Source organism: Roseovarius sp. CAU 1744, from assembly GCF_039839345.1.
GTDB lineage: Bacteria > Pseudomonadota > Alphaproteobacteria > Rhodobacterales > Rhodobacteraceae > Roseovarius.
Genome location: NZ_JBDOQV010000001.1, coordinates 101,158 through 123,639, shown reverse-complemented (window position 1 = coordinate 123,639; position 22,482 = coordinate 101,158). Strand labels below are relative to the sequence as shown.

Annotated in this window: 20 protein-coding genes; 14 read left to right on the top strand and 6 right to left on the bottom strand. The window is 62.4% G+C overall.

Features of this window, described 5'->3' with window-relative positions; all coding sequences use genetic code 11:
• Positions 1 to 94 precede the first annotated feature (94 nt).
• Complete coding sequence (locus AAFO92_RS00620) at positions 95 to 1,078, bottom strand: AraC family transcriptional regulator (protein ID WP_347532494.1); 984 nt, start codon at positions 1,076 to 1,078, stop codon at positions 95 to 97.
• A gap of 102 nt (positions 1,079 to 1,180) precedes the next feature.
• On the opposite strand from AAFO92_RS00620, the gene AAFO92_RS00615 reads away from it, so the two are divergent.
• From AAFO92_RS00615 to AAFO92_RS00605, 3 genes are all read left to right on the top strand, one after another.
• Positions 1,181 to 1,948, top strand: a complete 768-nt coding sequence (locus tag AAFO92_RS00615; RefSeq protein ID WP_347532493.1) for an SDR family NAD(P)-dependent oxidoreductase — start codon at positions 1,181 to 1,183, stop codon at positions 1,946 to 1,948.
• A gap of 177 nt (positions 1,949 to 2,125) precedes the next feature.
• Entirely contained in the window at positions 2,126 to 2,875 is a 750-nt protein-coding gene (locus AAFO92_RS00610) for an SDR family oxidoreductase (protein ID WP_347532492.1), read from the top strand.
• Positions 2,875 to 3,969 carry a CaiB/BaiF CoA-transferase family protein gene (locus AAFO92_RS00605; protein ID WP_347532491.1) on the top strand — a complete coding sequence of 365 codons (1,095 nt, stop codon included), beginning with the start codon at positions 2,875 to 2,877 and terminating at the stop codon, positions 3,967 to 3,969. Before AAFO92_RS00610 ends, AAFO92_RS00605 begins: the two co-directional genes overlap by 1 nt.
• A 21-nt stretch (positions 3,970 to 3,990) precedes the next feature.
• Here the strand turns inward: AAFO92_RS00605 and AAFO92_RS00600 are convergent, their stop codons facing one another.
• The 4 genes from AAFO92_RS00600 to AAFO92_RS00585 are packed head-to-tail and all read right to left on the bottom strand — an operon-like array spanning position 3,991 to position 8,587.
• The gene (locus tag AAFO92_RS00600) at positions 3,991 to 4,689 is read right to left on the bottom strand and encodes a nitroreductase (protein ID WP_347532490.1); all 699 of its coding nucleotides are present in this window, start codon (positions 4,687 to 4,689) and stop codon (positions 3,991 to 3,993) included.
• Positions 4,686 to 6,296 carry an AMP-binding protein gene (locus tag AAFO92_RS00595; protein ID WP_347532489.1) on the bottom strand — a complete coding sequence of 537 codons (1,611 nt, stop codon included), beginning with the start codon at positions 6,294 to 6,296 and terminating at the stop codon, positions 4,686 to 4,688. The genes AAFO92_RS00600 and AAFO92_RS00595 overlap by 4 nt, the downstream gene beginning before the upstream one ends.
• A 23-nt stretch (positions 6,297 to 6,319) precedes the next feature.
• Positions 6,320 to 7,492, bottom strand: a complete 1,173-nt coding sequence (locus AAFO92_RS00590; RefSeq protein WP_347532488.1) for an acyl-CoA dehydrogenase family protein — start codon at positions 7,490 to 7,492, stop codon at positions 6,320 to 6,322.
• A 12-nt stretch (positions 7,493 to 7,504) separates the two neighbouring features.
• A complete protein-coding gene (locus AAFO92_RS00585; protein WP_347532487.1) occupies positions 7,505 to 8,587 on the bottom strand; it encodes a phosphotransferase family protein in 1,083 nt (360 codons plus the stop codon).
• Between the two features lie 332 nt (positions 8,588 to 8,919).
• Between AAFO92_RS00585 and AAFO92_RS00580 the strand changes: the two genes are divergently transcribed.
• From AAFO92_RS00580 to AAFO92_RS00530, 11 genes are all read left to right on the top strand, one after another.
• A complete protein-coding gene (locus AAFO92_RS00580; RefSeq protein ID WP_347532486.1) occupies positions 8,920 to 9,396 on the top strand; it encodes a helix-turn-helix domain-containing protein in 477 nt (158 codons plus the stop codon).
• An 82-nt stretch (positions 9,397 to 9,478) separates the two neighbouring features.
• Entirely contained in the window at positions 9,479 to 11,638 is a 2,160-nt protein-coding gene (locus AAFO92_RS00575) for a molybdopterin-dependent oxidoreductase (RefSeq protein ID WP_347532485.1), read from the top strand.
• Positions 11,639 to 11,657: 19 nt separating this feature from the next.
• Entirely contained in the window at positions 11,658 to 12,395 is a 738-nt protein-coding gene (locus AAFO92_RS00570) for an SDR family oxidoreductase (RefSeq protein WP_347532484.1), read from the top strand.
• A gap of 11 nt (positions 12,396 to 12,406) precedes the next feature.
• Positions 12,407 to 13,024: a 2-hydroxychromene-2-carboxylate isomerase gene (locus AAFO92_RS00565; protein WP_347532483.1), complete on the top strand. Its 618-nt coding sequence runs from the start codon at positions 12,407 to 12,409 to the stop codon at positions 13,022 to 13,024.
• A 34-nt stretch (positions 13,025 to 13,058) separates the two neighbouring features.
• On the top strand, positions 13,059 to 14,036 hold the full coding sequence (locus AAFO92_RS00560; RefSeq protein WP_347532482.1) for a nitronate monooxygenase family protein: 978 nt from the start codon (positions 13,059 to 13,061) through the stop codon (positions 14,034 to 14,036).
• Between the two features lie 272 nt (positions 14,037 to 14,308).
• Positions 14,309 to 15,499, top strand: a complete 1,191-nt coding sequence (locus tag AAFO92_RS00555) for an acetyl-CoA C-acyltransferase (RefSeq protein ID WP_347532481.1) — start codon at positions 14,309 to 14,311, stop codon at positions 15,497 to 15,499.
• 20 nt (positions 15,500 to 15,519) lie between these two features.
• On the top strand, positions 15,520 to 16,242 hold the full coding sequence (locus AAFO92_RS00550) for a helix-turn-helix domain-containing protein (RefSeq protein WP_347532480.1): 723 nt from the start codon (positions 15,520 to 15,522) through the stop codon (positions 16,240 to 16,242).
• A 19-nt stretch (positions 16,243 to 16,261) separates the two neighbouring features.
• Positions 16,262 to 18,322: a 3-hydroxyacyl-CoA dehydrogenase NAD-binding domain-containing protein gene (locus AAFO92_RS00545; protein ID WP_347532479.1), complete on the top strand. Its 2,061-nt coding sequence runs from the start codon at positions 16,262 to 16,264 to the stop codon at positions 18,320 to 18,322.
• Positions 18,323 to 18,324: 2 nt separating this feature from the next.
• Positions 18,325 to 19,512 carry an acyl-CoA dehydrogenase family protein gene (locus AAFO92_RS00540; RefSeq protein ID WP_347532478.1) on the top strand — a complete coding sequence of 396 codons (1,188 nt, stop codon included), beginning with the start codon at positions 18,325 to 18,327 and terminating at the stop codon, positions 19,510 to 19,512.
• 3 nt (positions 19,513 to 19,515) lie between these two features.
• Positions 19,516 to 20,574 (top strand): acyl-CoA dehydrogenase, encoded by a 1,059-nt coding sequence (locus AAFO92_RS00535; RefSeq protein WP_347532477.1) that lies wholly within the window; start codon positions 19,516 to 19,518, stop codon positions 20,572 to 20,574.
• A gap of 3 nt (positions 20,575 to 20,577) precedes the next feature.
• Positions 20,578 to 21,357, top strand: coding sequence for an enoyl-CoA hydratase family protein (locus tag AAFO92_RS00530; RefSeq protein WP_347532476.1), 780 nt, complete (start codon positions 20,578 to 20,580; stop codon positions 21,355 to 21,357).
• Positions 21,358 to 21,399: 42 nt separating this feature from the next.
• On the opposite strand, the gene AAFO92_RS00525 is transcribed toward AAFO92_RS00530, so the two are convergent.
• On the bottom strand, positions 21,400 to 22,419 hold the full coding sequence (locus AAFO92_RS00525) for an AraC family transcriptional regulator (protein WP_347532475.1): 1,020 nt from the start codon (positions 22,417 to 22,419) through the stop codon (positions 21,400 to 21,402).
• Positions 22,420 to 22,482 lie beyond the last annotated feature (63 nt).

The window sequence follows — 22,482 nt, the reverse complement described above, 5'->3', positions numbered from 1 at the left end:
TTTCATGACGGTCGATTGGGGCACATCCTATATCCTGACCGACATTAATGCGAGGTCATTTGTGCCATTCTCAATGTTTTGTCCGACGTAATACTTAGGCGCGTTGTTGGGCGCGATACTGCGCGGGCGAAGTACCTGTCCAGTCGCGGAACGCGCGGAAAAAGGCGCTGGGCTCGGCATAGCCCATGACGCTGGATACATCCGCGACCGACATGTCACTATCCGCCAGCAACCGTTTCGCGCGGGATGCCCGCAGCTCGGCCTTGAGGCTTCGATAACTGGCACCTTGATCCTTGAGTTGCCGCCGCAAGGTACTGGGAGACATTCTGAAACGTTTCGCGAGGTTGTCGAAATCGGGCCAGTCCTGCGGCGCCTGCCGGTCAAGCAAAGCCCGGACCTGCCCAACCGCATCGTCGGTGCTGCGGTATCCGACAAGCAGGTTGCCGGGGGCCTGCTTCAAATACCGCTTCAGCGCTGCGTGACCGCGATTGACCGGCAAGCCCAGATGCTCCGCATCGATCACCACCCGCGTGGCCTGTGCACCGAACCGGACCTCGGTTCCAAACAGCTGAGTGTAGGCGCCGGCGCCTTCGGGCGCGCTGCAGCGGAAGCTAACCTGCAATAGTGGAAGGCGCCGCCGCGCCAGCCAACAGATCGGCCCCAGCAGGACGATCAGCAAGGTACGGTACGCAAAGGCGGATGCGCAGGGTCCGTCCTCTGTGAAGGTGATGTGCGCCTGTCCGTTTCGCACCGACACCGCTCCGCAAGGAGAGCCGACCATCAACCCAAGTGCCCAAACGGCCCGGTCCAGTGCGTGTCCCAGCGTCGGTGCGCTGAGAAGCGCGTGACACAGCAGGGCAAAGCTGCCTGGTCGCATCGGGTGGGCCGTCATGCCCAGCATCTCATCCTGCATCTCCTGCGCAAGCGCGAACCAGAAGCGGCCATATTGCTCAAGCGTCATCTCTCCCTCGGGCGCGATCCGGGCGGCGATGGGCGCAGCATCAAGACCTGCGCGGCGCGCGCAATCATAGGCTTCGTCGATGAAGACGGACGAGACGGGCGAACCGAGATCTGACATGGGTCTGATATGGCATTTTCGGTCATAGTTTGAAAGGCAAATGTCATTGTTTGCACTGCCTGCCGGCCCTACGACATGAGAGGAGAAAGGCAGGAGCAAGAGATGGATATCAACGGCAAGACGATCCTCGTTACAGGTGCGAATTCAGGGCTTGGCGCGGCAGTGGCTGCGCGGCTGGCTGAAGGTGGGACAAATGTCGTGGGTTTGGATATCGGCACAGGAAGCGCCGCAGAATTCTCCGAACGCTTCGGTGAAAAAGTTGTCTTGCTGGAGGCCGATGTCACTTCTTCTGCCGATTGTTCCCGGGCAGTTGCCGCAGCGCAGTCGCGCTTTGGCGGGCTGCACGGGGCCGTGAATTGCGCCGGTGTGGCCCCGGCGCAAGCCGTCCTGGGCAAGGACGGGCCGCATGACCTGGAGCTGTTCAACCGCGTCGTTTCGATCAATCTGACCGGGACGTTCAACATCATGAGGCTTGTAGCCGAGGCGATCGTCGAGGCCGAACCGGGGCCGGACGGGGAACGCGGCGTAATCGTGAACACCGCTTCGATTGCAGCCTATGAGGGTCAGATCGGACAGGCGGCATACGCGGCGTCCAAGGGCGGCGTTGCCAGCCTGACCTTGCCGGCTGCGCGCGAACTTGCCCGCAGCGGAATCCGCGTGGTTGCCATCGCACCGGGGGCTTTCGAAACGCCCATGATCGCCGCGATGCCGCAGAAGGTTAAGGACAGCATGGGCGCCAAGGTCCCGTTTCCGCCCCGGCTGGGCCAGCCGGAGGAATTCGCCGATCTCGTTGCAGCGATCTTTACCAACAGGATGCTCAACGGTGAGGTCATTCGCCTCGATGGCGCGCTGCGCATGACGGCGAAATAGACGGCACTGCGAACTTACTGCGCCCTGCACTCACCGCGCGGGTGTCCTTGTTGAACGCGACGGTGCAGATGCGTTTATTCGGCGGGGACGCCCGAGCGGCGCATTACATATTGTCGGACATTATTTAGCGTGATAGCATCGTTTCGATCAATAATGTCGGCAAAAACGGGATGAGATATGCTTGAAGGCAAGATTGCAGTCGTGACAGGGGCGTCCTCGGGACTGGGCCACCAGTTTGCCCTGACCCTGGCCGGGGAAGGGGCCGCCGTCGCGGTGGCCGCGCGCAGCACCGGCAAGCTGAATGACCTGGTGGCCCGGATCGAAGCGGCGGGTGGCAAGGCACAGGCCTTTGCCTTCGATGCCACCGACCCGGTGGCGCCGGACGCGCTGATTGCCGCCATCGCAGAGCAGATGGGCACGCCCGACATCCTCGTCAACAACGCGGGCATCAGCAGGCCCGCCCGCGCGCACAAGGCCACGCTTGATGACTTCGAGCAGACCATGGCCGTCAACGTCCGCGCGCCCTGGCGGCTGTCACAGCTCTGCGCCGAACGCTGGATCGACAAGGGCCGCGAGGGCTGCATCGTCAACATCTCCTCGATGCTTTCGACGCGGGTAGCCAAGGGCGTGTCGCTCTACACCATGTCAAAGGCCGCGATCAGCCACCTTACCGCCGGTCATGCGCTGGAATGGGGGCAGCACGGTATCCGCGTGAACGCGCTTTGCCCGGGCTACATCCGCACCTCGATCAACGACGCCTTCTGGAAGACCGATCAGGGCAAGGCCGAGCTCGCCAAGCTGCCCCGCCAGCGCGTGGGAGAGCCGAAAGACCTCGACAGCGCCCTGCTCTTCCTGGTTGATCCACGTAGCCAGTTCGTGAACGGCGCGGCGCTGACGGTGGACGATGCGCAAAGCTGGGCGATCTGATGACAGAGCGGAAACCCGGCGCCCTGGACGGGCTGAAAGTCGTCTCGATGGCCGAGCAATATCCCGGCCCGTTCTGCACCATGCACCTGTCGGACATGGGGGCCGACGTGATTCAGGTGGAGCGGCCGAACGGCGATCCGTCGCGGTTCCTTCCATCGTTCTACGAAGGGCTGAACCGCAACAAGCGCTCAGTGGCGCTCGATCTCCTTGACCCCGATCAGAAGGCACAATTGCGAGGATTGATTGCCAAGGCGGATGTGTTCCTCGAAGGGTTCCGACCGGGAAAGCTTGCGAAGCTTGGTTTCAGCTATGAAGACCTGAAATCGCTTCACCCGACATTGATCTATGTCTCGATTTCGGGCTTCGGCCAGACCGGCCCCTATCGGATGCGCCCGGCCCATGACCTGTCGTTTCAGGGATTGGGCGGCGCGCTGGACGAGCGGATCAGCGGCGCAGTCAGTGGCGCGCCGCCAGCCGTGCTGCTGGGGGATTCCGTGTCGGGGCTCTATGCGGTCAACGGTATCCTGTCGGCCCTGTTTGCGCGGGAACGGACCGGGAAGGGAACCTATGTCGACATCGCCATGAGCGATGCGGTGCTGGCGCTGCAGACCCCTTTCATCGCGGCGGACGCGGAGGAAGACGCCGCACTGCCGCAGCGCGATCCGGGCTATGGTCTTTACGAGACCTCGGATGGCCGTTGGCTGACCACGTCCATCGCCCACGAGGATGATTTCTGGGACCGTCTCTGCCAGGATATCGGCCTGGATGACGGTGTCGGCCTGAGCCGTCCTGAGCGGGTGGCGCGCCGTGATGAACTGACGGGCAGGATCGCCGAGCGCATCCAAAGGAAGCCCTTTGCCCATTGGGAAGAATTGTTCGGGGCCGCCGGTCAGATGTGGGGGCCCGCGCTGACGCGCGCGGAACTTGCCGAGGATCCGCAAATCCAGGCAAGGGAACTCTTTGACAGGATCACCCGCGGTGATGGCACGGTGCAGCGGATCCTGCGCCAGCCGGTCAAGTTCTCGGCCTATGAGAATGCGCCGCTGCGCCGTGCGCCGGCGATCGGAGAGAACCAGGGCGAAGGGTTCGACTGACGCGGCGCCATGCCGACCGGCTCAGGCGTGAAACCGGGCGATCTGATCCAACGGCAATCGATCGGTCCGAAACCCGTTCGCCGGATCGGCCGGATTGGCCTTGCCCAAGGCCATCCCGCAGACAACCATGCGCTCCTCCGGCAGGTCCAGCACGTCGCGGATCGTGTCGTGATAGGCTGCGAAGGCCTGTTGCGGACAGGTATCCAGCCCGAAACCGCGCGCCGCGATCATCAGGCATTGCAGGAACATGCCGTAATCGAGCCAACTGCCCACGGGCAGCGCGCGATCAATGGTGAAGATCAGCCCGACCGGCGCGTCGAAAAACAGGAAATTGCGCCGGTGCTGGTCGCGCATTCTGTCTTTCTCATGGCGTTCGATACCAAGCGCGTTGTAAAGCCCCCAACCGGTTGCGCGCCGTCTGGCGAGGTAGGGTTCGCGCCATGGTGAGGGATAGTACTGATAGGCCTCATGGCCGGTTTCCCCCGCGTCGAAACGGGCCGTGATCGCGGCGATCAAGCGGGTTTTCGTGTCGCCCGTCACCACGTCCAGATGCCAGGGCTGAATGTTCGAGCCGCTGGGGGCGCGGGCGGCGATTTCGAGGATGCGTGTGATCGTGTCACGCGGCACGGGATCGGGCAGGAAGGCGCGAATGGCCCGGCGCGAGACGATCGCCTCGGAGACCCCGTGGCATTCGCCGTTCATGCGGCCCGGATCGCTCATGCCTTCCGCCCCGCGAATTCCTGCTGCTTGAGCAGCCGCCGCTGGATCTTGCCGGTCGGCGTCTTGGGCAGGTCTTCGACGAAAGCCACGCGGCGGGGATATTTGTACGGTGCGGTCAGCGCCTTGGTGAAATCCTGCAACTCCTTGGCCAGGTCTTCGCCAGGGTCGTGCCCGGGCTTGAGAATGATGAAGGCCTTCACGATTTCGCCGCGCGTGTCATCGGGGCTGGCGACCGCCGCGCACTCAAGCACCGCCTTGTGCTCCATCAACGCGTTTTCCACCTCCATCGGCCCGATGCGATAGCCCGAGGAGTTGATTACGTCGTCATCGCGACCGCCGAAGAAAAGATAACCGTCTTCGTCCATGCTGGCGGTGTCGCCGGTCAGGAACCAGGTGCTGCCATCTGCTGTCAGATAGCTTTCGGCGGTCTTCTCCGGATTGTTCCAATAGCCCAGCATCAGCTGCGGATTCGGGCAGCGGATCGCCAGCTGCCCGGTGGTGTTCGTTGCGGCCTTCTGACCGTCCTCGGTCAGCACGGCAACCTCGGTGCCCGGAAGCGGCCTGCCCATCGCACCGGGTTTCACCCTCATTTGCGGATAGTTCAGCACGGTCATCAGGGTTTCAGTCTGGCCGTAGCCGTCCAACAGCAGCGCCCCGGTCTTGCCTGACCAGGAGCGGACGATTTCCGGATTTACGGTTTCACCGGCCGAAACCGTGAGCCGCAGGGTCGAAAGGTCATACCCGGCCATATCCCTGTTCACAAGCTGCCTGATTTCGGTCGCGGCGGCGCAGAATACGTTGACCCTGTAACGCTCGAGCAACGCCAGCCTTTTTTCCACGTCGAAAGGGCCGTCATAGAACAGCACCGTCGCGCCGCAGCTCCAGGGACCGTAAAGAATCGAGGTGCCGGCCTTGGACCAGCCCGTGTCAGCCGTGCACCACATCACCTCACCCTCGGCCAGCGACAGCCAGTACCAGGCCGACACACGCCACGAAAACAGCGCCCGGCTGGCGTGCAATACGCCTTTGGGCAGCCCGGTGGAGCCTGAAGTGTAGAACATGATCGCCGGATCCTCGGCGGCGACCTGTGCGGGGGTGAATTCCGCACTTTGCTGCGCCAGCGCTGCCTCGAACCTGTCCCAGCCCGGGGCGTCACCGACGCAAAGCCGAACCTTGGCCCCACCTGTGATCTTGCCGACCTCCGCCGCGGTGGTCACCACCGCTGCCGCGCCGGAATTCTCCATCCGGTAGGTCACGTCCTTTTCGGTCAGCATCGCGACGCAGGGGATCGGGACAGCGCCGATCTTGTTGCATCCGACCATCGCGATCTGCCACTCGGGGATACGCGGCAGCATGATGAGCACGCGGTCGCCCTTCCCGATCCCTTTTTCGGTCAGGTAGTTGGCGAAACGATTGGTCAGATCGCGAATATCGGCATAGGTGAAACGGCGCTCTTCACCGGCATCATTCACCCAGATCAGGGCCAGGCGATCCGGGTCCTCTGCCCAGGCATCCACGACATCACCGCCGAAGTTGAAATTCTCCGGAACCTGCCATTCGAAGCGCTCGCGGGCGGCCTCGTAGCTTGTCATCTCCAAACGATTCATGGTTTCTCCTCCCCTCAAACCAGTCAGCCTTTCATGATGCGCCGCGAGATCGCCCACCTGTGCACTTCCGAGGGTCCATCATAGATGCGGAATGCGCGTGTTTCGCGGAAGATCTGTTCGACCACCGTATCGCCCGTCACGCCCATGCCGCCCAGAATCTGCACACAGCGGTCGGCGATGCGGAACAGCGCCTCGGAGACCGCTGTCTTGACGATCGAGCTTTCGTGCCGCCCTTGTTCACCCTTGTCGAGCAAGGCACACGCCCACCAGATCATCAGCCGGCTCTGCTGCAGTTCCACCTCGTTCTCGGCCAACATGGCGCCGATCTCGCCATGGCGTCCGACCGGTTTTCCAAATGCCTCGCGCCGGCGCGCATAGTCCAGCGCAATTCGATGGGCGCGCACCGCCCCTCCAAGCCAGCGCATGCAATGGGTAAGCCGCGCGGGGGCAAGCCGCACCTGCACATAGCGGAAACCTTCGCCAACCGCGCCAAGCACGTTTTCTGCCGGGACGCGCAGATTGTCGAAAGTCACTTCCCAATGGCCGTTGGTGAAGGAACTGTCGAGCGTATCGAGTTCGCGCGAAAGGGCGATGCCCGGTGCGTCCATCTCGGCGATCAGCATGGTTGGCCCGCCGGGCTTGTCACCCGTGGCCTCGACATCGCAGAAGATAATGGTGAAGCCGGCGCCCCTGGCGCCCGTGATCAACCATTTGACCCCATTGACGACGAAATCGTCGCCATCATAGCGGGCCGTCGTCTTCAGCTCGGAGGGGTCGGCGCCCGCCCCCCCGGGTTCTGTCATCGAGAAACAGGACCGAAACGCGCCGGCGGCCAGGGGCTTCAGCCAGCGGTCCTTCTGGGCCTCGGTCGCCACCTTGTCGAGCAGGTTCATGTTGCCCTCATCGGGTGCCGCGCAATGCATCGCGACGGGGCCAAGCGGGGACAGCCCGCAAGCCTCGAATGCGATTGCCATGCTGACGTGATCAAGCCCCATGCCGCCCCATCTCTCGGGCACGTGCGGGGCAAAGAGGCCGGCCTCGCGCGCCAGCCCGTTCAGCTCGATACGCAACTCCTCGGTGGGGCCATGTGGCGTGTTGCGCGAATCCTTTTCATAGGGCGCGATGCGCTCCATCACAAAGGTCTCGATGCGGCGGCGAAGTGCATCCTGTTCGGGGGTTGGATCAAAGGCAATCATTTGCAGTCCTTGTCAGAAATGGTGTCCGCTGGCGACCTGCAGGCCGAAGCGCAGCAGACCGCAGGCGAGGTCGTCAAATGCGGCGAATTTCGGGTCGTCAGTGGCGCCGCTCTCGTAGCGACGGTAAAGCTGCTGAAAGACCACGGCCAGACGCAACGTCGCAAGCACCCGGAAGAAGGTGAAATCACGCAGCTCGCGCCCGCTGACTTTCGAATAAAGCGCGGCGGCATCCTCCCGCGTCGGAAAACCATGCCGTGCGGTGGGCATCTGGCGCAGCTGGTGCATGACCTCTGGATCGGCCGCCTCGGTCCAGTAGCTGAGCAGCACGGCCAGATCGTAAAGCGGATCGCCAAGCGTGCCCATATCCCAATCAATCAGGGTCCGGGGTTCAAGCGTCTCTGGGTCCAGGATGATGTTGTCGAGTTTGAAATCATTGTGAATCAGCGTGGGCGAAATGGCCTCGGTGGGCTGATAGGTTTCCAGCCATCCGATCAAGTCGCGCAGGTCGCCTGGCGTCTTGTCCCAGCTCAACTGCGCGCGCTTGCTCCAGCCGCGCAAGGTCCGCCCAAGGAAACCGGCCGGACGGCCGAGGTCGCCCAGCCCGCAGGCATTCACATCGACCGCGTGCAGATCCGACAGTACCGTGATAATTCTTCGGCCCAGATGTCCGCCGATCTGGTCACCTCCCTGCCACAAGCCATTAGTGTCCGGCGCTATTTCAGCCTCGATCACCAGGCCGGGCCGGTATTCCATCACGAAGAACGGCGCGCCAAGCACCTTGGTGTCACCACAGAACAGATGGGCCCGAGGAGCGAGCGGAAATACCGGATGCAGGTGTTTCAGTATTCGATACTCCCGCGCCATGTCATTTGCACCGGGCGGCACCGGACCCAGAGGAGGCCGCCGCAACACATGGGGTTGCCCGCCCATGTAAATCAGAAAGTTCATATTTCCAAAGCCGGACGAAAACCTTTTTGGCTTGAACTCAAGATCAAGAGACTGCCCCTTTGACGCAAGATACGCCGTCAGGTTGGCCAAATTGAGTCCAGGTGTGCTTTGACCCCAGGCGTTGTTCTTGGTCTCAAGCAAATGCACTGCCTTTCAAGTGATTTATTGTCGGTCAGTAATTAGTATATCCGCTGCGTAAGGTCAACTTTTACATTTTTATGCCGGACGTTTTTTGTATAGAACTCATGCGTTCATTGAAAAGTTTCGGCCATGCGCTTCGGGGCTCGCCGCCGGCCATCAAGCGCGGGACGCGTCACGGCTGCAGCAGGACCATCCGGGAGGAGGTGGGCCAAACCTGGCACCGGCGCCACCCAGAAAATGCTGGCACCTTGCGACAACACGCCCTCGAAGCTACCTTGGATGCACCAGAACGGCTCATTTTACTGAGCGACCACCACACCTTTGTCCAGAGTCCACAAATGAAACGCAGCGATCTTGCCGACAAACATTGCTCGATTGCGCGCGCAAGCGCGCAGATTGTCGATAGCTGGACCTTCATCATTCTGCGCGAACTGTTCCTGGGGAACCGGCGCTTTGCCGGGATGCAAAAACAGACCGGGATGTCGCCACGGTCTTTGACCCTGCGCCTGCGCAAGCTGGAGGAGGAAGGGATCCTGTCACGTCCGGCTGCAACCGGTGACAAGGACTATGCCCTGACCGAAAAGGGACACGCCCTTTGGCCCGCACTCATCATGCTGAAACAGTGGGGTGATGACTGGTGCCATCCCGATTCGGACGAGGATCTGCCCCTGATCAACATGCACAGGGGGACGGGCCACGAGATGCGCGCCAAGCTGGTATGTGAGGTTTGCGGCGAGCCGGTATCCACCCACACGACCAAATCCATCCTGTCCGACAGGTTTCAGTCCGAACGCGGAGGTGTCGACGCAACGTAGCGAGCAAGCTGTCGCATTTGCATTTGACACTCTTCAGCTTTCGTAACTATATTTTTTATAGTGAATGGGTGGAGGAGTTCCCATGCAGGGCAAGCGTGCTCTATGTGCGTCATGCGACATCTATTGCCATGTCGAGGTCGAGGTCGAAGATCAGAAAATCAAGCGGGTCAAAGCGCTGGACACCCGAAAGTGGCGGGCGAATATCTGCATGAAGGGCGTTCATGCGCCCGAAGGCTTCGCCCATCCCAGGCGCATACTGCACCCCCTGAAACGCGTGGGACAGCGCGGCTCCGGCCAGTGGAAACAGGTGTCGTGGGAGGATGCGATGTCGGATATCGCCCGCCGCCTGAAATCCGTGATCGACACGCACGGCCCCGAGGCGTTTGCCGTATCGACCAGCAGCTGGAACACCCAGTCCGACAATGGCATGTCACGGCGCTTCATGAACCTTGTCGGCTCGCCCAACTGGATTTCGGGGGTTGCGCTGTGTGCCGGGAACACGGCGGCGGTAAACCGGATGGTCTATGGCTGGTACCCATACGCGGACCTGACCAAGACCGAATGTATCGTCCTTTTCGGCCACAGCCCCGGCCCGCATTCCTGGACGCCGGTCTATAACCAGATCATGCGCGCGCGGGAACGCGGTGCCAAGCTGATTGTCTGCGACCCGCGCCAGACACCCAACGCGGAAATGGCAGATATCTGGCTGCCGCTGAAGGCCGGAACCGACGCGGCGATGATGTTCGGCTGGCTCAAGGTCATTCTGGACGAAGGGCTCTATGACAGGGAGTTCGTCGCCAACTGGACCATAGGGTTTGAAGAACTGCGCGAACGGGTGGACGAATTCCCACTGGAGCGGGTCGAGCAGATCACCGGCGTGGACCGGGGCCTGATCGCCGCTGCCGCACGGATGTATGCCACCAACGGCCCGTCGGCCATTCCCTGGTCGCCGATTACCGATCAGCAGCGCAACTCGACCTCGGCGATCAGGCTGCAGGCGGTGTTGCGCGCGCTTTGCGGGTACCTGGACGTGCCGGGCGGCGAAGTGCTTCACGGATTTCATCCGAAGATCATCCACGACTCGGTGCTGGAAATGCACGAGGCACTGCCGCAGGCGCAAAAGGACAAGCAGCTGGGCGCGGATCAGCATCCTGTCTTCACCTATCGCGGCATGGCCCCCTATAACGGACCGGCAAAGCGGGTCTGGGGGCATGAATACGCCAACCAGCTGACGGGCTGCTACATGGCCAATCCATCGGCCCTGTTCCGGGCGATGGCGCATGGCGATCCCTATCCGGTCAAGGCGTTCTTTGTTCTGGGAAACAACCCGCTGATGTCCTACGCCAACATGCAGCTGATCCATAAGGCGATGATCAATCAGGATCTGATCGTCTCGATGGAGCATGTCATGACACCATCCGCCGAACTGGCCGACTACATCCTTCCGGGCGATGCCTGGACCGAGCGCGACGCGCTTGCTGACGGGCTGGGCTGGAGCAGCATCTTCCGCACCTCGCAAAAGGCGGTCGAGCCGCGCGGCGAGGCGCGCAATGTCTACGAGTTCTGGCGCGATCTGGCGCTGCGTTTCGATCTGGGTGAACATTTCCCGTGGGAGACGCTCAAGGATCTGCTGGATTACCGCGTAGCGCCGATGGGAATGAGCTTTGACGAGATGGCCGAGGCACATCCCGTGCATCTGGAGAAGCTGCAATTCCGCAAATACGAACAGACCGGCTTTGCCACCCCTTCTGGCAAGGTCGAGCTTTATTCGCAGACGCTGAAGGATTTCGGGTTCGACCCCCTGCCCTATTGGCGCGAAGAGCCCGACGAGGGCAAGGACTGGCCGCTGCGCCTGTTCACCGGCGTGCGCGAAAGCCCGTTTTTCCAGACCGGTCAGCGCCATATCGAGGGGCTGCGGAAATTTTCGCCCGAGCCGCTGATCTTCATCCACCCGCAGGATGCCGCGGATCACGGCGTGCACGAGGGCGACATGGTCAAGGCCGCCACGACCCACGGCGCGGTCACGATGAAAGTGACGCTGAAACAGACGGTGCCGCAGGGCCTTGTGCGCGTACCGCATGGCTGGTGGCTACCCGAAGAGGTGGGCAAATCCGGCGGTCTGAATAGCGCGTGGGGGCTTGCCGATGCACAGCTCTGTTCCGACGCGCCCGAATTCCTGGACCGCGAACAGGGCATCCCGCATTTCCGGGGCCTGCCCTGCCGTATCACCAAGGTCGCCTGATCCAACGGAGAGAGAGCAAATGAAGAATCCCAACGGTGCCTGCCTTGTCATCGGAGCCGGAGACGATACCGGCGCTGCGATCGCCCGCGCCTTTGCGCGCGAGGGGCTGACCGCCTGTGTCGTGCGCCGCGCCCGCCATGCCGACGCGCTCGAGGCGCTGGCCGGCTCGATCCGGGGCGACGGCCATCAGGCGCAGGCCTTTCCGGCGGATGCGCGGGACGAGGATGAGATGCAGGCGCTGGTCGAACGCATCGAGGCCGGGATCGGTCCGATCGAAGTGGCCGTTTTCAACATCGGTGCCAATGTGCATTTCGGAATCACCGAAACCACCCCGCGCGTCTATCGCAAGGTTTGGGAAATGGCTGCCTTTGCCGGGTTCCTGATGGGGCAAGAGGTTGCCGTCCGGATGCTGCCGCGCAAGCGGGGCACAATCATTTTCACCGGGGCCACGGCAAGTATACGCGGCGGTGCCGGATTCGCCGCATTCGCGGGGGCCAAACACGCGCTGCGCGCACTGGCGCAATCAATGGCACGCGAATTGGGGCCCAAGAACATCCATGTCGCCCATACGATCATCGACGGCAGGATCGACAGTTCTTTCATCCGTGAGAATGTCCCGAACGTCGATCAGCTGCGGGAGGACGAACAGATTCTCAACCCCGATCACATCGCGCAGAACTACGTGATGCTGCACAACCAGCCGCGCACCGCCTGGACGCACGAACTGGACCTGCGCCCGTGGAAAGAGAAATGGTGAAAGGAGCCGCCATGCCACCCGGAATTGATTTCATCTATGATCTGGCCAGCCCCAACGCCTATCTGGCCGATCGGGCCATTCGCGGGATCGAAGAGCGCACAGATGTGAAATTCAACTACATCCCCTGCCTGCTGGGCGGGATTTTCAAGACCACCGGCAACCAGGCGCCGTTCATGACCTTCGCCAATGTCAAAGGCAAGATGCAGTATGAACGGGTCGAGATGGATCGGTTTGTCCGCAAGCACGGCCTGACCCGGTTCCAGCTCAATCCGCATTTCCCCGTGAACTCGCTGCTGCTGATGCGCGGCGCGGCGGCGGCAGAGATTGACGGCACGCACCAGGAATACATCCGGGCCGGGATGGTGGCGATGTGGGAACAAGGCCTCAAGATGGACGACCCAGAGGTATTCACCAAGGCAATGAGCGCCGCCGGTCTGGATGGTGCGCATCTGTTGGCCCGCGCCCATGAACCGGACGCGAAACAGCGGTTGATTGACAATACGTCAGCCGCCGTGAAACGTGGCGTCTTTGGCATCCCCACGTTTTTCGTGGGGGACGAGATGTTCTTTGGCAAGGAACGTCTGGAGCAGGTCGAAGAGGCAATCCGTCACAGCGCCGAACGGGCATGACGGTCAATCGTAAACGTCAGAATCAGGACAGGTCATGAAAACCAGGATCACCGAGATGCTCGGCATCCAACACCCCATCATCCAGGGCGGGATGCACTATGTCGGATTTGCGGAAATGGCAGCGGCGGTCTCGAACGCGGGCGGGTTGGGCACGATCACCGCGCTGACCCAGAAAACGCCCCGGGATCTGGCCAATGAGATCGCGCGCTGCTGGGACATGACCGACAAGCCGATCGCGGTGAATGTGACCTTCTTGCCCACCGTGAACGCGCCGGATTACCCCGCGATCACCAAGGCCATCATCGACGGTGGTGTGCGGATCGTAGAAACCGCCGGGCGCAACCCGGAACAGGTAATGCCGCATCTCAAGGAGGCCGGCATCAAGGTGATCCACAAATGCACGTCGGTCCGCCATTCGCTCAAGGCGCAGGAGATCGGCTGTGACGCGGTTTCGGTCGACGGGTTCGAATGTGGCGGCCACCCCGGCGAGGATGACGTGCCGAACATGATCCTGCTGCCCCGCGCTGCTGATGAACTCGAGATACCCTTTGTCGCATCCGGCGGTCAGGCCGACGGCCGCTCGCTGGTCGCCTCGCTGGCGATGGGGGCTGAAGGCATCAACCTGGGCACCCGGTTCATCGCCACGAAAGAGGCGCCGGTGCATCAGAACGTCAAGGACGCCATCGTTGCCGCAACCGAGCTGGATACCCGCCTGGTCATGCGCCCCCTGCGCAATACCGAGCGCGTCCTGACCAACGCTGCCGTGGAACATGTGCTGGAAAAGGAGCGCGCGTTGGGCGGCAATATCCAGTTCGAGGATATCATAGACCAGGTCGCCGGAGTCTATCCGCGCGTCATGCAGGAGGGAAAGATGGATGCAGGCGCATGGTCCTGCGGCATGGTTGCAGGCCTGATCAACGACATCCCCAGCTGTCAGGAACTGATCGACGGTATCATGGCGCAAGCAGACCAGATCATCACCGACCGTCTGGCCGCGTTCAACCGCAGCTGACCCTGCCGAACTCCCCCGGTGCGCCCGATCCCCCGGAGACGATCGGAACGCGGGCAGGTAACGGCTTGGTCGGACGCGATTGCTGTTTCGCCTTCGCCTGACAGCTTTTTGTCAGCATATCGGCCACTATGTGCTACTATGCGGAATTCTATCCCGCTTATTGACACACTAATATATAATTTATATCAGCGTTCACGGTACGCCTGTCACCAAAGGCGCGCTCGACGACATGACTTTAGAGCCGCTGCACAGAACAGATCGGGAGAACGTATATGCTTGACGCTTACATTTACGATGGATTGCGGAGCCCCTTTGGCCGCCATGCCGGGGCCCTGGCCCCTGTGCGCCCGGACGATCTGGCCGCGAAGGTCATTGCCGATCTTGTCGCACGATCCGAATTTCAGGCCTCTGAAATCGAGGACGTGGTGCTGGGCAATGTCTGTCAATCGGGCGAAGACAGCCGCAACGTGGCACGCTTCGCGGCGCTGTTGGCAGGATTGCCGATCGAGGTCGGTGGCCAGACCGTGAACCGGCTTTGTGGTTCGGGCATGTCGGCGGCGTTGGACGCCGCGCGTTCCGTAACCGTGGGCGAGGCGCAATTGTACATCGCCGGCGGCGTTGAAAGCATGACCCGCGCGCCCTTCGTCGTGGCCAAATCGGGCGCTGCATGGGCACGACAGCCTGAGATGTACGATAGTACGATCGGAACACGTTTTCCCAACCCGCGCATTGCCGAGATGTATGGCGATTTTTCGATGCCGCAGACATCGGACAACCTGGCCGGAGATTACGAAATCACCCGCGAGGCGGCAGATGTCTTTGCGCTAGGCTCGCAGGCCAAGTACGACGCCGCCCGGACACGCGGGTTCTTCCAAGGTGAAATCACCCCCGTCACCATCACCAACCGCAAGGGCGCCCAGCACGAGGTGACGCAGGACGAACCCCCTCGCCCGGGCGTTCCGCTTGAGAAGCTGCAGTCGCTGCCGACGCTGTTTCAGGACGGTGTCACCACCGCGGCCAATGCGTCAGGCGTGAATGACGGGGCCGCGATGCTGATGATCGGGGCAAGAACTGATCGCGCCGCGCCGCGCGCGCGAATCGTGGCCGGAGCCATCGCCGGGGTGCCGCCGCGGATCATGGGGATCGGCCCGGCCCATGCCATACCCAAGGCGCTGGAACGCGCGGGGCTGAGCATGGCGGACATGGACCTGATCGAGATCAACGAAGCCTTTGCCGCGCAGGTTCTGGCCTGCTGCAAACATCTGCAAATCGATCCCGCCGACAGCCGTCTGAACCCCAACGGTGGCGCAATTGCGGTCGGCCACCCTCTGGGCGCGTCGGGCGCGCGGATCATCCTGACCACCATGCGCCACCTTGAGGAAACCGGCGGGCGTTACGCCTGCCTGTCGATGTGCATCGGCGTCGGACAAGGTATCGCCCTGATCCTGGAACGTGTGAGCTAGAGCGCCAGGAAGGACGCCGTATGTCTGACGCCGAAAGAGGTCGCCGTTTTGCGGCCACCCTGGCCAAGGGGCTGCGCCTGATGCAGGCGTTCAAGCCCGACGACCAGGCGCTGGGCAACCGCGAATTGGCGCGGCGTACCGGCATGCCTCCGTCCACGGTGGCGCGGATGACCTTCACGCTGACCTCGTTGGGATTTCTCGAGCAGCTGCCGTCCGAGACCTATCGCCTTGGCCCGTCGGTCATGGCGCTGGGATATACTGCGCGCGCGGGGCTGTCCTTTCTGCCGATGGCCGAGAATGTGATGCAGCAACTGGCCGACGATACCGGTGTTCTGGTTGCGCTGACTATGCGAAACGGCGATGCGGTGATGCTGACGCGCTGCTGGCGGCCGCGTGACGTGTCCTCGCTTTGGCTGAGCGAGGGGCACCGCATCCCGATGGAAAGCAGCGCGGCGGGTCGGGCGATTCTGGCGGCGGACCCGGCGATGGCGGCAGTGACCGATCAGGTGCGCGGGGACCGCGAGCAGTTGGAAAGCGTGGGATATGTGACCTCGTTCGGGGGCTGGAACAGCACGGTCAACGCCTGCGCGGTGCCGTTCCGAACCGGGCCGGGCACGCAGCCCTTTGCGTTTCTGTGCGGGGCCAACGAATCCGATCTGGATGCAGACAAGCTGGAAAAAACCGTCGGGCCCCGGCTGCGCGACACGGTGCAAACGCTCAGGCTCAGCCTGGGAATCATGTGATTGAGAACAGGAGAATTCCATGGCTGCGGTCGAAATTCGAAAAGAAGGTGAAATCGCCCTTGTCAAGATCGACAACCCGCCGGTCAACGCGGCTGGTTATGATGTACGAATTGGGCTGGTGAATGCGGTGCAGGAACTGGCCGGGGACGCGGCGGTCAAGGTCATTGCGCTCTATGCGGCGGGGCGGACCTTTGTGGCGGGCGCGGATATTCGCGAATTCGGCCAAACGCCGAAACCGCCGGTACTGCCCGAGGTGTGCGAAATCCTCGAGGCCAGCGCCAAGCCAATCGTCTGCGTCCTGCACGGCACCACCTTGGGGGGTGGCTTGGAAATCGCGCTGAGCTGTCAGGCGCGCGTCGGGGTCGCAGGGCTGAAACTGGGCCTGCCCGAAGTCAATCTGGGCCTGCTTCCCGGCGCGGGCGGCACCCAGCGCCTGCCGCGTCTGGTCGATGGGCAGACCGCGCTGACCATGATTACCTCGGGCAAACCGATCTCGGCCGAGGTCGCGCTGCAGGCTGGTCTGCTGGATGACCTGCAGGAGGGCGATCCCGAAACAGTCGCGCTGAACGCGGGGCAGCGCGTGCTAGACGGAACGCTGCAGACCCGCGTGACCGCAGAGCTGGACAATCGCATCACCGCCGACGACCTGGACGCCTTTCGCGCCAAGGCCAAGGGGGAGGTCGCGGAACGCGCGCTGAAGGCGGCGGCGGCAAGCAGCCTGCCTTTGACCGAGGGGCTGAAGGCGGAGCGCAACCTGTTCATCGAGGCCATGGGCAGCAACGCGCACAAAGGGCTGAAACACGCCTTTTTCGCTGAGCGCGCCGTCGCGCATATCCCCGAGGCCAAGGCCGAGGCACGCGATCTGAACACCGGCGGCGTGATCGGCGGCGGCACCATGGGCTCGGGCATTGCCACGGCGATGTTGCTGGCCGGGATGCCCGTCACCCTGATCGAGATGGAAGCGGACCGCGTGGCCTTCGCCCGCGACATGATCACCAAAAACCTCGACGGCGCGGTCAAACGCGGCAAGCTGACCGAGGCGCAGCGCGACGCCACGCTGGAGATGCTGACCTGCACCACCGACATGGCGGCACTGGCCGAAGCGGATGTGGTGATCGAGGCCGTGTTCGAATCGATGGACGTGAAACGCGAGGTGTTCGGCACGCTCGATCAAACCTGCAAGCCGGGAGCCATTCTGGCGACGAACACGTCCTATCTGGACGTGAATGAAATTGCGGCGACGACGTCGCGCCCGAAGGACGTGATCGGGCTGCATTTCTTCTCACCCGCCCATGTGATGCGGCTGCTCGAGGTCGTGGTGGGCACGGACACCGCGCCATGGGTCGTCGCCTCCAGCTTCAAACTGGCCAAGAAACTTCGCAAGATCGCCGTGCGATCCGAGGTTTGCGATGGCTTCATCGGCAACCGCATCCTGGCGCATTACCGCAAATCCTCGGCCTATATGCAGCTGGACGGCGCGCCATTCGAACAGATCGACAAGGCGCTCGAGGATTTCGGCTTTGCCATGGGGCCTTTCGCGGTGTCCGACCTGGCCGGACAGGATATCGGCTGGGCCACCCGCAAGCGTCAGGCTGCGTTTCGCCCGGCCGAGGAACGCTATGTCGAAATTGCCGACCGGATCTGTGAACAGGGCTGGTTCGGGCGCAAGACCGGCAAGGGTTTCTACATCTATGACGGCGCGTCCCGCAGCGTGAACCCGGCAGTAGCCGATTACGCGCAGGCGGAACGCCAGGCCAAAGGCATCACCGCCCGCAGCTTCACCGATCAGGAGATTGTCGATCGCTACATGGCCGCGATGGTGTCCGAGGCCGCGCGGGTGGTTGAAGACAAGATCGCCCTGCGCCCAATCGATGTCGACGCGGTATTCCTGTTCGGTTACGGGTTCCCGCGCCACTGGGGCGGCCCGCTGCAATATGCCGATATCACCGGGCTGGACGTTCTGGTCGCGCGCATCGAGCAATACGCGGAAGAAGACCCTCATTACTGGAAGGTGCCCGCCCTGCTGCGCGAGTTGGCCGAGACCGGCAAATCCTTCAACGATCTGAACAAGGCGGCCTGAGCATGGACCTGAGCTTCACGCCAGAGGAAGAGGCGTTCCGCGCCGAGGTCCGCGCGTTTCTGGACGAGAACCTGCCGGACGAACTGGCCCGCAAGGGGCGCAATACCGAAGGTCTGACCAAGGAAGACATGGCGGGCTGGCACGCAAGGCTGAACGCGCGCGGCTGGCTGGCCGCTACATGGCCAACTGAGCATGGCGGGCCGGGCTGGGGCGCGGTCGAACGGCATATCTTCGAGGAAGAATGCGCCCGGGCCAACGCCCCGCGCATCGTGCCCTTTGGCCTGAACATGCTGGGCCCGGTGCTGATCAAATTCGGGACCGCGGAACAGAAGGCCGAGATCCTGCCGCGCATTCTGGACGGGTCGGACTGGTGGTGTCAGGGCTATTCGGAACCGGGCGCGGGCTCGGACCTGGCCAGCCTGAAATCCCGCGCGGTGCGCGAAGGGGATGAATATGTCATCAACGGCCAGAAAACCTGGACCACGCTGGGCCAGCACGCCAACAGGATATTCTGCCTTGTGCGCACTTCGACCGAGGGCAAGCCGCAGGAAGGCATCAGCTTTGTCCTGGTCGATATGGACACACCCGGCGTGGAGCTGCGCCCGATCAAATTGCTGGATGGTGGGCACGAGGTGAACGAGGTGTTCTTTACCGACGTGCGCGTGCCGGTGTCCAACCTGGTCGGCGAGGAAAACAAGGGATGGACGATCGCCAAGTACCTGCTGACGCATGAGCGCACCAATATCGCGGGGGTCGGCCTTTCAGGCAAGGATCTGGAAAAACTCAAGGCTTTGTCGCAGCAGTTGGTCCGGGGCGGCAGGCCGCTGGCGCAGGATCCGCTGTTCGCGGCCCAGATGGCCGAGGTCGAGATCGACCTCGAAGCGATGCGGGTACTGAACCTGCGGATGCTGTCGGCGGCCAAGGAAGGTGCCGCACCGGGAATGCAGAGCTCGATGCTGAAGATCAAGGGCACGGTGATCCGGCAGCGGATTCAGAGCCTGATCAAGACCGCCCTCGGTGCGTCCGCCGCACCGTTTCCGGCGCGCGACCTGCCGGAAAACGCCTTGTCGGTGCCGCAAGAGGCCGCCGGGGCCGCGGCCTATTACTTCAACCACCGCAAGCTGTCGATCTTTGGCGGGTCGAACGAAATTCAGCGCAACATCATCGCCAAAGACCTGTTTGGAGGCTGATCCATGGACTTCAACCTGACCGAAGACCGTCAGATGCTGTCAGACACCGTGCGGCGTTACCTTGCGGATCAGTATGATTTCGAAACCCGCAACGGCGTGATAGAGACCGCGCCCTATCATTCGCCCGCCAAATGGGCGGAGTTGTCCGAGCTCGGCCTGATCGGGGCGTTTGTCTCCGAGGCGCAGGGCGGTTTCGGCGGTGCGGGCTTCGACATCACCACGGTGTTCGAAGAACTGGGCCGTGGCCTCTGCCCTGAACCGATGCTGGCCGCGCTGATGAGCGTGCGCGCCGCCGCCGATTGCGGCGCGGATGCGCTGGTGGAAGAAGCGATTTCGGGCGCGAAACGTCTGGCAATGGCAGTGTTTGAACCCGACGCGGACAGCCTGTCGCTGATCCGTACCAGCGCAGATCAGTCCAGCGGCAGCTGGGTGCTGAACGGCCGCAAATCGGTGGTCTACGGCCTGCCGGATGCCGATGGCGCGCTGGTTGCGGCGCGCACCAACACGGGCATCGGCCTGTTCCTGGTCGAGGCGCCCGAGACCATTGACTACGCCATGATCAACGGTGGTGGCGCGGGGGAACTGATCCTTGATAACTCCCCGGGCACCTGCCTGCGCGAGAATGCCGACGACATCATCGAGGCAGCGCTGGACGCGGGCCGCCTGGCGCTCTGCGCCGAGGCGGTGGGCGTGATGGACGTGCTGGTCGACATGACGGTGGACTATCTGAAACAGCGCAAGCAGTTTGGCCGTCCGATCGCCAGTTTTCAGGCGTTGCAACACCGCGCCGTGGATATGGCGATCGAGATCGAACAGTGCCGGTCGATCACCATTCTGGCCGCCAGCAAGCTGGGAACCGACGAGGCCGGGAAATACATCGCCATGGCCAAGAACCTGATTGGCCGCACCGGGGCCATGATTTCGGAAGAGAGCATTCAGTTGCATGGCGGAATCGGCATGACATGGGAATATCCTGGTTCGCACTTCGCCAAGAGGCTGGCCATGATCGACCATCAACTGGGCGACCGCTATGCCCAACTTCAACGCGTAATGGGGGCCTGAGACATGAGCGACAGCGTTCTTTTCGAGACCCGTGGGTCGACATTGATCGTGACGATCAACAACCCCGCACGCCGCAACGTCCTGTCGCGCGCGGTTTATGAATCCGTAGAACAGGCGCTGCATGAGGCGGCCGCGCCGCACTCGGTGCTCAGGGCGGTGATACTCACCGGCGCAGGGCGGTTTTTCTCGGCGGGGGGTGATCTGCGGATGCTCAAGACCCGCCGCGAACTTCCCCTGCCGCAGCGCGAGGAGCAGATTGAATACCTGCACAGCATGATCCGCGCCGTCCGCGCCTGCCCGTTGCCGGTGATCGCCGCGGTGGAAGGTGGCGCTGCGGGTGCCGGGGCCTCACTGGCCTTTGCCTGTGACATGATCGTGGCAGCGCAGAGCGCGAGGTTCACACTGGCTTATGTGAATGCCGGCCTGGTCCCCGATGGGGGCGGATCGGGCTTTCTTGCGATGAACCTGCCCCGCCAGCTGGCGACCGAGATCTGCCTGACCGGCGCCCCGGTTCCGGCGCAGCGCATGTATGACCTTGGCGTGGTGAACCGGATTGTGGCGACGGGCCAGGCGCTGCAGGGTGCGCTTGATCTGGCACTGCGCCTGTCGATGGGGCCGGCGCAGGCCCAAGCGGCGATCAAGGCCTTGTTGAGCGCCCCGGATGCCGAGCGTAACGAAGCGCATCTTGCCTACGAACGCCAGCAAATGGCCATCGCCCTGGGCGGTGACGAGGCGTATGAGGGCATCACTGCCTTCGAGGACAAGCGCAAGCCGGAATTCTGACCCGTTGCGATCCCCGGAAACCACGTGGGTGCCAGGCATTGATTAGACGTTCTTGCCTGTCAGCGCTCCGGGCGGATGGCCATAGATCTTTGAGAAAGCACGCACGAAACTCGACGGTTCGGAATAGCCCGTTCGCCACGCCACCGACGAGACGTTCAGTTTCGTCGTTTTCAGAAGTTCGTGGGCAATGGCCAGACGTGCCTGCACCAGAATTTCGCGAAAACTCGTTCCCTCCTCGGACAGGCGGCGGCGCAAGGTCCGCTCACTGACACCGAGCTTCGAGGCGATCTGCCCGATATGTGGATTGTTGTTGATCTCGGGCAGGGTCACGTCACGCACCCGCGACGTCCAGTCGGCGTGGGTCTCATCCTTTTGGTTCAACAGGTTTCGGCATTGTTGCAAACAATCAGCCATGACCGCCGGGTCATGCTGCGGCAGGGGCCGGTCAAGAACCCGCGCAGGCAACACAAAGGCATCCACAGCCTCGTTCAATGACACCCGCAAGCCAAGTTCGCGGCGCAGGGCCTGGGCAAATTCGGGATCCGTGACCGTGGTACGAAACTCGAATTGCCGAAACGGCAGATCGGGCATCAATATCTTGGCGAAATTGTCCAGAACGGTCAGGTGCCGCTCAAGAACAAAGCTTTTTGCCTGGGTGGACAGCCCCGCGGTGTCAAAGGTCACCTTTGGCCGCCTGCCACTTTCATCCAGGCGCATCGTCGCGATGATGAAGGACAGGTTGGAGTAATCAGAAGCGGTCTTCAGGCTCACGCGCAGTGTCGGACTGCTGAGAATCGCATAGCCCCAGACGCCAAACACCTCGGGGCGGTAGCGGCGACCGACCTCGATGCCCAGACCCGGACGATACGGCGCATGCCGCAGAAAATTCGCGATCGCCTCAAGTTCCTGCGCGATCGTGACCCGCGTGTCAGAGTTATACAGATCAAAGGATTTTAACCCTGTGTTTTCAAGGCATTGCTCCGGCGATATGCCGAATTCGCGCGCCGCTTCGCACAGAATTCTGATACTTCCCGGCAAACGTGTCTGACTGGCGCGCTGCATGTCAGAAACTTACCGGTTTTGGCCGAAAATGTCAAAACACTGGCCGAAGCGGATATCGGCTTT

Bases quoted from the DNA above. Each gene is read 5' to 3' on its own strand.
- AAFO92_RS00590 (WP_347532488.1), bottom strand. From the start codon at position 7,492: ATGATTGCCTTTGATCCAACCCCCGAACAGGATGCACTTCGCCGCCGC.
- AAFO92_RS00535 (WP_347532477.1), top strand. From the start codon at position 19,516: ATGGACTTCAACCTGACCGAAGACCGTCAGATGCTGTCAGACACCGTG.
- AAFO92_RS00610 (WP_347532492.1), top strand. From the start codon at position 2,126: ATGCTTGAAGGCAAGATTGCAGTCGTGACAGGGGCGTCCTCGGGACTG.
- AAFO92_RS00555 (WP_347532481.1), top strand. From the start codon at position 14,309: ATGCTTGACGCTTACATTTACGATGGATTGCGGAGCCCCTTTGGCCGC.
- AAFO92_RS00570 (WP_347532484.1), top strand. From the start codon at position 11,658: ATGAAGAATCCCAACGGTGCCTGCCTTGTCATCGGAGCCGGAGACGAT.
- AAFO92_RS00565 (WP_347532483.1), top strand. From the start codon at position 12,407: ATGCCACCCGGAATTGATTTCATCTATGATCTGGCCAGCCCCAACGCC.
- AAFO92_RS00540 (WP_347532478.1), top strand. From the start codon at position 18,325: ATGGACCTGAGCTTCACGCCAGAGGAAGAGGCGTTCCGCGCCGAGGTC.
- AAFO92_RS00550 (WP_347532480.1), top strand. From the start codon at position 15,520: ATGTCTGACGCCGAAAGAGGTCGCCGTTTTGCGGCCACCCTGGCCAAG.
- AAFO92_RS00600 (WP_347532490.1), bottom strand. From the start codon at position 4,689: ATGAGCGATCCGGGCCGCATGAACGGCGAATGCCACGGGGTCTCCGAG.
- AAFO92_RS00605 (WP_347532491.1), top strand. From the start codon at position 2,875: ATGACAGAGCGGAAACCCGGCGCCCTGGACGGGCTGAAAGTCGTCTCG.
- AAFO92_RS00530 (WP_347532476.1), top strand. From the start codon at position 20,578: ATGAGCGACAGCGTTCTTTTCGAGACCCGTGGGTCGACATTGATCGTG.
- AAFO92_RS00620 (WP_347532494.1), bottom strand. From the start codon at position 1,078: ATGTCAGATCTCGGTTCGCCCGTCTCGTCCGTCTTCATCGACGAAGCC.
- AAFO92_RS00580 (WP_347532486.1), top strand. From the start codon at position 8,920: ATGAAACGCAGCGATCTTGCCGACAAACATTGCTCGATTGCGCGCGCA.
- AAFO92_RS00595 (WP_347532489.1), bottom strand. From the start codon at position 6,296: ATGAATCGTTTGGAGATGACAAGCTACGAGGCCGCCCGCGAGCGCTTC.
- AAFO92_RS00525 (WP_347532475.1), bottom strand. From the start codon at position 22,419: ATGCAGCGCGCCAGTCAGACACGTTTGCCGGGAAGTATCAGAATTCTG.
- AAFO92_RS00615 (WP_347532493.1), top strand. From the start codon at position 1,181: ATGGATATCAACGGCAAGACGATCCTCGTTACAGGTGCGAATTCAGGG.
- AAFO92_RS00545 (WP_347532479.1), top strand. From the start codon at position 16,262: ATGGCTGCGGTCGAAATTCGAAAAGAAGGTGAAATCGCCCTTGTCAAG.
- AAFO92_RS00560 (WP_347532482.1), top strand. From the start codon at position 13,059: ATGAAAACCAGGATCACCGAGATGCTCGGCATCCAACACCCCATCATC.
- AAFO92_RS00575 (WP_347532485.1), top strand. From the start codon at position 9,479: ATGCAGGGCAAGCGTGCTCTATGTGCGTCATGCGACATCTATTGCCAT.